This is a genomic window from Plantactinospora sp. B6F1, from assembly GCF_040120695.1.
Taxonomy (GTDB): Bacteria; Actinomycetota; Actinomycetes; order Mycobacteriales; family Micromonosporaceae; genus Plantactinospora.
Genome location: NZ_JBEEAC010000064.1, coordinates 1 through 7,301, shown reverse-complemented (window position 1 = coordinate 7,301; position 7,301 = coordinate 1). Strand labels below are relative to the sequence as shown.

8 protein-coding genes are annotated in these 7,301 nt (G+C 72.4%); 4 read left to right on the top strand and 4 right to left on the bottom strand.

Features of this window, described 5'->3' with window-relative positions:
- The first annotated feature begins 226 nt into the window (after positions 1–226).
- Both ABNF97_RS33580 and ABNF97_RS33575 read left to right on the top strand, forming a co-directional pair.
- Positions 227–1,063, top strand: coding sequence for an MmyB family transcriptional regulator (locus ABNF97_RS33580; RefSeq protein WP_130460398.1), 837 nt, complete (start codon positions 227–229; stop codon positions 1,061–1,063).
- Between the two features lie 241 nt (positions 1,064–1,304).
- Positions 1,305–1,913: a YflT domain-containing protein gene (locus tag ABNF97_RS33575; RefSeq protein WP_502930588.1), complete on the top strand. Its 609-nt coding sequence runs from the start codon at positions 1,305–1,307 to the stop codon at positions 1,911–1,913.
- A gap of 88 nt (positions 1,914–2,001) precedes the next feature.
- Here ABNF97_RS33575 and ABNF97_RS33570 read toward each other — a convergent pair whose 3' ends face one another.
- Positions 2,002–2,586: a DUF1684 domain-containing protein gene (locus ABNF97_RS33570; RefSeq protein ID WP_349341018.1), complete on the bottom strand. Its 585-nt coding sequence runs from the start codon at positions 2,584–2,586 to the stop codon at positions 2,002–2,004.
- A 141-nt stretch (positions 2,587–2,727) separates the two neighbouring features.
- Between ABNF97_RS33570 and ABNF97_RS33565 the strand changes: the two genes are divergently transcribed.
- Both ABNF97_RS33565 and ABNF97_RS33560 read left to right on the top strand, forming a co-directional pair.
- Positions 2,728–3,468 (top strand): hypothetical protein, encoded by a 741-nt coding sequence (locus ABNF97_RS33565; protein ID WP_349341017.1) that lies wholly within the window; start codon positions 2,728–2,730, stop codon positions 3,466–3,468.
- A 78-nt stretch (positions 3,469–3,546) separates the two neighbouring features.
- The gene (locus ABNF97_RS33560) at positions 3,547–4,869 is read left to right on the top strand and encodes an MFS transporter (RefSeq protein ID WP_349341016.1); all 1,323 of its coding nucleotides are present in this window, start codon (positions 3,547–3,549) and stop codon (positions 4,867–4,869) included.
- A gap of 104 nt (positions 4,870–4,973) precedes the next feature.
- Here ABNF97_RS33560 and ABNF97_RS33555 read toward each other — a convergent pair whose 3' ends face one another.
- From ABNF97_RS33555 to ABNF97_RS33545, 3 genes are all read right to left on the bottom strand, one after another.
- A complete protein-coding gene (locus tag ABNF97_RS33555) occupies positions 4,974–5,108 on the bottom strand; it encodes a hypothetical protein (RefSeq protein WP_349341020.1) in 135 nt (44 codons plus the stop codon).
- Positions 5,109–5,543: 435 nt separating this feature from the next.
- The gene (locus ABNF97_RS33550) at positions 5,544–6,206 is read right to left on the bottom strand and encodes a hypothetical protein (protein WP_349341015.1); all 663 of its coding nucleotides are present in this window, start codon (positions 6,204–6,206) and stop codon (positions 5,544–5,546) included.
- 171 nt (positions 6,207–6,377) lie between these two features.
- Positions 6,378–7,016, bottom strand: a complete 639-nt coding sequence (locus ABNF97_RS33545) for a nucleotidyltransferase family protein (protein WP_486484427.1) — start codon at positions 7,014–7,016, stop codon at positions 6,378–6,380.
- Positions 7,017–7,301 lie beyond the last annotated feature (285 nt).

Below are 7,301 nucleotides of genomic sequence, written 5' to 3'. Positions count from 1 at the left end.
ACCACCCCCCTCACCCCCCGCCCGGCCGACAGCGCCACCTCCGCGTTGGCGTCGGGCACAACCGGTAGGTGTTCCGCAACCGTCCCGTGCACAGCCGCAAGCATCTGCGCCGCATCCGACAGTTCCGTCCACCCGGAGGAGCCGACGTCATGCCGAGAACCGACACCAGCCCTGACCGCCCTCTCCTCCCCATGGCCGAGGCCAGGGGTTTCTCGGGCGGCTCTCGATGACGATCGCCGGACAGCGGCAGCGACCGGTCGGCCAGCTGCTGCGCGAGTGGCGCGAGCGGCGGCGGCTCAGCCAGCTCGAACTCGCCATCCAGGCGGACATCTCCACCCGGCACCTCAGTTTCGTGGAGACCGGCCGGGCGATGCCGAGCCGGGACATGGTGCTCCGGCTCGCCGAGCAGCTCGACGTGCCGCTGCGGGAGCGCAACCACCTGCTGCTGGCGGCCGGGTACGCACCGATCTACCCGCGTACGCCGTTGGACTCCCCCGCCCTGGCCGCCGTACGCGCGGCGGTCCGCCAGTTACTCACCGCCCACCAGCCCTATCCGGCGATCGCCGTCGACCGGCGCTGGTACCTGGCCGAGGCGAACGCCAGCATCGGCCTGTTCACGGCGGGCGTGGCGGCCCCGTTGCTCACCCCGCCGGTCAACGCCCTCCGGCTGGCCCTGCACCCGGCCGGACTGGCGCCCCGGATCGTCAACCTCGGCGAGTGGCGGACGCACCTGCTCGGGCGGCTCCGCCGGCAGGTCGCGCAGAGCGGCGACGCCGAGCTGACCGACCTCTACGACGAGCTGCGGGGGTACCCCTGCGACCAGCCGGAGCCCGAGGTCGAACTTCCGGGCCCGGGTGAGGTCGTGGTGCCGCTGCGGATCCGGGACGGCGACCGGGAGCTGGCCTTCTTCAGCACCGTCTCCACCTTCGGAACCCCGCTGGACGTCACCGTCGCGGAGCTCTCCGTCGAGTCGTTCTTCCCGCTCGACGACTACACGGCGGCGGCGGTGCGCACGGCCGCCGAGCACGAGGAGGAACGGGTCGGCAGCGTCTCCGCGCGCTGACCTTCCGCCGGGCCCGGGCCGCGCTGACCCCCTGCCGCGTCCGCCGGGCCCGGGCCGCGCCGCCCCTCCGCCGCGCCCGGGCCCGGCGCCGATCCGTCGACGCCGGTGGTCCGGGTTCCGGGCCGATCTGTGCGAACCGGACGTCGCGCCCGTCATCGCCCTTCCGTTTACCGGCCGCCGGTCCGGGTTACCCAATGGGGCAGGCGGGGAATCGAGCCGTGACAAAGGAGGCTGATTCATTATGTCCAGGAACCCGACGGCGGCCTGGGGACCCGGTATGTCCGGTATGCCGGGCGTGGCCGGAGGCAACAACCTACCTTCCGGGCCTTCTGGCGGCCAGTCCAGGGCGCCGAGCAGCGAGGGCGCGATGGCACCCGGACCGCAGTCCACCGTGACCATCGCCTCGTACCCGGACTATCCGTCGGCGCAGTACACCGTGGACTTCCTCTCCGACAACGAGTTCCCGGTCGAACGCGCCGCTATCGTCGGCACCGACCTCAGGCTGGTCGAAACGGTACTGGGCCGGATGACGACCGGCCGGGCGGCGTTGGCCGGCGCCGCCACCGGTGCCTGGTTCGGGCTCTTCATCGGTCTGCTCTTCGGCATCTTCACCGTCGGCAACTGGTGGGCCGTCATCCTGGTGGGGCTCGCCATCGGTGCGGCCTGGGGCGCGATCTTCGGCGCCATCGCACACGCCATGACCGGCGGCCGACGCGACTTCACCTCGGCCAGCAGCATTCGGGCCAACCAGTACGCCGTGACCGTCGACGCGACCCTCGCCGACCAGGCCCGTCAGCTGATCAACCGGATGAACTGGCAGAGCCAGCGGCCGGCCGGCGCTGCCGGTTGACCGGCACACCACCCGTTGTCCCGCCCTCCCAGGTCCGGCGTACCGGCCGGGCCGGCGAGCCGGTGAACCCTCTCCAGCCGGGAAAGGTTCACTGGTAGACGCGCTCGCCGGCCCGGATCGGTGCCGGAATCCGGTTCTCCTCCGGCGCGAGCGGGCAGGCCCAGCGGTCGTCGTACGCGCAGGAGGCGTTGTAGGCGTAGTTGAAGTCCAGCCGTAGCCGGCCACCGGGCAGCACGGTCGACCCCCGACCGTAGGTGCCCTTGACCGTGTCGGTGAGATAGCGCCCGCCACCGTACGTCTCCTGGCCGGCGGTGCCGTCCCGGAACGGCAGGAAGAGCCCGCCACCGTACGCCTCGATCCACCAGAGCGTCAGCGGACCCCACGGAGTCTCGGCGATGCCCGAGCGACGGTAGTGGACCACCCCGTCCGGGCCACCGGTGTCGATGCTCAGCGTCCCGTCGGCGGGGCGCACCGGCACGTCGACCACGGCCGACGGCGCCGGCGGAAAATAACGCAGGCCGATGAAACCGGGTCGCTCGGCCAGCGGGATCGGCGACTGCGGATGCCCGGCGAAGAGGGCGTCCCGGGCCGCCCGGAATCCGGCCAGGTCGAGGTCGGAGAGGTAGAGCCGGGTCACCTGCTCACGCCAGTCCGCCAGTTCCAGTTCCTCCACCCCACCGAGCCTAGTCGCGACGGTCCGCCGTGGCCGCGACGGTCCGCCGTGGCCGCGACGGTCCGCCGTGGCCGCGACCGGAACGGTAGGTGCGTCAACGGTCCGTTGACATCTCCCTCCGACGGCCAGGATCATGCGGGAATGCGACCGGAAAATCGGCCCGGCGACGGGTCCTCCGCCGAGTTGGCCTCGGCACCGCCCTCGACCATCGACGGCGACCGGGGCGCCCCTGCGACGACCGGGCCGGCGGACGAGATGCACCGACGGCTCGCCGGGTACGCGGCCGTGTTGGCTGCCGCGTCCGGGGCCGGCGAGCCCGAGCCGCTTGCAGCGTTACGGCTGCTCGGCGACTTGCGGGCCGGGCTGGACGAGGCGGAGCGCCAGCTCGTCGAGGCCGCCCGGGAGCAGCGGGCGAGCTGGGCCCGGATCGCCGCCGCCCTGGGGCTGGCGAGCCGACAGGCGGCCGAGCAGCGCTGGGTACGGCTCTCCGGCACGGCGACCCGTGAGCCGGCCCGGGTACGCAGCGAGCGTCGACGTCAACGATCTGTTGACGAATCCTTCGGTGCACCGGTCACCCGGCTCCGCGCGGCGGTTGTCGCCGTGCACCGGCAGCTCGGCGCGGAACCGGACCGGGACGGGTGGCATCCCCGGGCCCGACTCGCGCACACCACCCTCGGGCTGGCCGCCGCCGCCGATCCCGGCGGGCTGTACGCGCTCGCCGTCCAGGCCGTCGACGACCTCGAACTCGTCCCGGCCGGACAGCTCGACGGAGCGCTGTCGGCCGCGCTGACCCGGCTCCGGCAGGGGCTGGACCAGGCCACCCCGCCGCCAACCGGACGGCCGACCGGACGCCCGGACGCTGAGCAGATTGAGTCTGGTTAACTCAGGTTCGGCTTGACATGCCACGAGTGATCAATTCAGGATATGAGTCCCCCTGACTCAATCCCTGGAGGGTCCACGGTGGGTATCGGACGGGCGCGCAGCCCGGAGAAGCGCAACACCCTGCTCTTCGTCGGCATCTCGTCGATCTCCGGGTTCGGAGGCACCGCGCTGAACGTGGTCGCCGGAGTGTGGGTACTGGACCTCTCCGGCTCCAGTAGCCTGGCCGCGCTCACCGGCCTCTTCCTCTTCGCCCCGACCCTGCTCGGCCCGGCCCTCGGGGCACTCGTGGACAAGCTCCCGGGCAGGCGGCTGATCGTCTGGACCCACCTGCTCACCGCCATGGCCGTGCTGTCGCTGCTCGGGGTCCGTACCGACGCCCAGGTCTGGCTGGTCTACGCCGTGATGCTCGGTTACGGCACCAGCGTCGTCCTGGTCGACGCCGCCGAGAACGCCCTGCTGCCCGCCGCGCTTCCACCCGGCGCGCTCGGCGCCGTGAACGGATTGCGGACGAGCGCCCAGGAGGGGGTGAAGCTGGTAGCCCCGCTGATCGGGGCGGGACTCTTCGCCTGGCAGGGCGGATATCCGGTGGCCGCGCTCGCCGCCGGGGCGCTGACCCTGGCCGCCGGTCTCTACACGCTGCTCCGGATCCGTCCGCGGCTCCCGCTGCCGACGCAACGCACCGCCGAACCCGGGCCGGTCGGTCCCGACCGGCCCGCCGAACCGGAACCGACCCGGCGCGGTGCTCGGCGACGGGGCTGGAGGCCACGCGGCCCGGCCGGTCTCGCCTTTCTCCTAGGCCATCCCGAACTGCGCGGCTCCGTCCTGATCGGCTCGGTCACCATCGCGATGTCCGGGCTCACCACCGCCGCCGTCTACGCGGTGGTCACCGAGGACCTGGACCAGCCCGCCGCGTTCGTCGGGGTGCTCTCCTCGGGGCAGGGCGCCGGATCGCTGCTCGGCGGCCTGATCGTCGGCCGACTGCTGCGTATCAGTGTCCCGGTCGGCGCACTCGGCGCCGTCCTCTTCGCCCTCGGGACACTCGGTCGGGTCATCCCGTGGTCTCCGGCGGCGGTGGCATGCTCGGTGATGGTCGGGATCGGCCTGCCCTGGACGCTGGTGGCCGCCGTGACGGCGGTGCAGTCCCGGACTCCCGACACACTGCTCGGGCGGGTGTCCGGCAGCGCCAACACCCTGCTCTTCGCCCCGGTCGCGATCGCCACCCCGGCGGGAGCGGTCCTGGTCCTGCCGGACCACCACCTGCCACTGCTCGTCGCCGCCGTACTCTGCCTCGGCATAGCGCTGCTCGCGTTCCGCTCGACCCGGCGCGCCCCTGCGCGCGCTCCCGGCCCTAGGGACTACCGGACCCGCCAGCCGAGCCGGCCGACGGGTCCCGTCCAGTGAACCCTTGTACCCACCCCTGCGGCCGGTCCCCCCCGGGCAGGAGACGGCCGGACAACCTGCCGGACTTCCGGGTCGGGAAGGGTTCGGTTGGAAGTGGAAGATCGTCACGTGGAGACGGCGAAGATCCCCGCCACCCCGAGCAGAACCATCACCAGCACCGCGACGAGGGCGCCCCGCTCACTCTGCACCGCCGCCTGGTCCGGTTGGTCCCGCTCCGCCTCCATGATCTTGCTGGACATGCTGTCCTCCCCCTGGTCGTCACCTACTCTGGACGGCAGGACAACCAGCGCGTACCGGCTCCGATGTTCCGCCGCCGGCTGACCGGTTTCCGACGCCCCCGCCGGTACGCGTCGATCGCCCTCGCCTGGGCACCCCCTGGACGCCCGGGCCGCCCGAGGCCACGTGGAAGCAGGGCCCTGGTCCTCGCGTGCGATCGGGCGACCCGACATCGGAGTTGCCACTCTGGCCGATCGGAAACCCGGCAGCGAGGCCCGATCCCGGGGTAACCTGCCCGGTCCGGCGCGCCGTCCGTCCGCCCCGTCCGAGCCTGTCCGCCACGTCCGAGCCCGTCCGCCCGGTCCGAGCCCGTCCGCCACGTCCGAGCCCGTCCGCCCCGTCCAGGCCGGTCCTGACCGACCTGACCCGACCGTCCCCGATGATCTCCGATGGACCGGTCAGTATCGGGTCCAGCCCTCGCTGCCCGGCAGCGCGAACGACGCCCGTGGCGAGTAGAAGCCCCACATCAACTCCAACGGGTTGGCGGGGCGGAGCAGGAAGACGGAATGCTCCGGCGCGAGGAACTCCACCGACTCGATCTCGAACGGCGTGACCGGCTCGAAGATGTACGGACAGGTGGCGCCGACGAACTGGCTGCCGACCCGGCTGAGGTAGCGGACGTGTCCCCGGTAGACCCGGCTGACGTTGCGACCGACCCGGGCGGTGGTGCGGATCAGCGTCACACCGTCGACCTCGGTCACCGCCACCAACGCCTGTCCGGTGATCTCGATCGTGGTCCGGCCGGCGCCGGTCGGCACGCCGCGTGCCGTCACCTGGGCCTGGGCGAGGGGGATCGAACTCAGGTGGTGGGTGTACCAGCGGGCCGGGTCCGAGTCTGGCAGGTCGAGGTCCAGGCCGATTCCGGCCGCCGAGTAACTGTCCAGCCCGGAGGTCTGGGCCGGGTCGTCCACCACGTACTGGTGGAGGAAGACCGGCCGGTTCTCCGGCAGTCGCAGGCCCGGCGGTACCAACCCCGCCGCCGCCTCGGGATCCGCCGGCACCCAGCCGAAGTGGAGCATCCGGCAGTGCACGACCAGTTGCGGCGGAACAGGCTGGTTCAACAGGGCTCCTGTCGCGTTGGGATAGCCGCGACGCTACGACCGGCCCCCGGCGCAGACAAGACAGAAAGTCGACAGTCACCTATGCCGGATCGGGCCGTTCGGCGCCAACGGGTCCGTCCGGCGGGTGCCCTGGACTGCCGGCAGCGACCGGTCCGGGCCGGGCCACCGCCGTCACGCCACGGTCGCCGGTGGCACGTCGAGGTCCGCGTCATCCGCGACGTCGTCGCAGGGTACGACCGACAGCCGCGCCTCGTGCCGGCGCAGGTACGGCCGGGCGCCGACGTCACCGACCGCCAACTCCGCCACGCCGGGCCAGTGTGACCGGCCGAGCAGCACCGGATGGCCGCGCCGGGTGCCGTAACCGGCCACGCCGAGCGTGTCCGGCGTGGCGATCCTGGCGAGCCGGCGAACCGCCTCGGCGGTGATCCCGGGCATGTCGACCAGCAGGACGACGGCGGCAACCGCGTCGGAGTCCCGTAGCGCGGAAAGCCCGGCCCGCAGCGAGGAACCCATCCCGGTCGCCCACTCCGGATTCTCCACCGGTACGGCGTCGCCAAGGTCCGCCCGGGACCGTACGGTCGGCGCGGCGGCGCCGAGTACCGCGACCACCGGCCCACAGCCACCGGCCCGGGCGACCTGGACCGCCCGTTCGACCAGCAGTCGGCCGTCGAGCCGGACCAGCGCCTTGGGCGCGCCGTAGCGCCGTCCGGCACCGGCGGCGAGCACCAGCCCGGCGACCCGGCGCTGACCGGGCTGTTCCGGGCCATCGGCCCCGACGGCGGCAGGCCACTCCGAAGGGGGATAGGTCACGGTCCGGAGCCTAGTTCAGGCACAAGATCGCGGACGAACCTCCGGTATTGAGGCGGTTTATCCCTTTTATACATCAGCCGTTCGGCTAGCCTCAGCCAATACCAACGGGCTAAGGTGATGCCTGAACAGCCAGCGCAGGGAGGAACCACATGACCACCACCACCAGAACCACCACCACCAACCCCACCCTCACCGACACCGCCACCGACCTCCTCCACGCCATGACCGCCCTACCCACCCACCACCCCTCCCGACCCACCCTCCGCGACAAAGCCATCGAAGCCT

What these genes read in the sequence shown, in the direction of transcription:
- ABNF97_RS33575 (WP_502930588.1), top strand. Translation starts at nt 1,305, where the DNA reads ATGTCCAGGAACCCGACGGCGGCCTGGGGACCCGGTATGTCCGGTATG.
- ABNF97_RS33565 (WP_349341017.1), top strand. Translation starts at nt 2,728, where the DNA reads ATGCGACCGGAAAATCGGCCCGGCGACGGGTCCTCCGCCGAGTTGGCC.
- ABNF97_RS33580 (WP_130460398.1), top strand. Translation starts at nt 227, where the DNA reads ATGACGATCGCCGGACAGCGGCAGCGACCGGTCGGCCAGCTGCTGCGC.
- ABNF97_RS33555 (WP_349341020.1), bottom strand. Translation starts at nt 5,108, where the DNA reads ATGTCCAGCAAGATCATGGAGGCGGAGCGGGACCAACCGGACCAGGCG.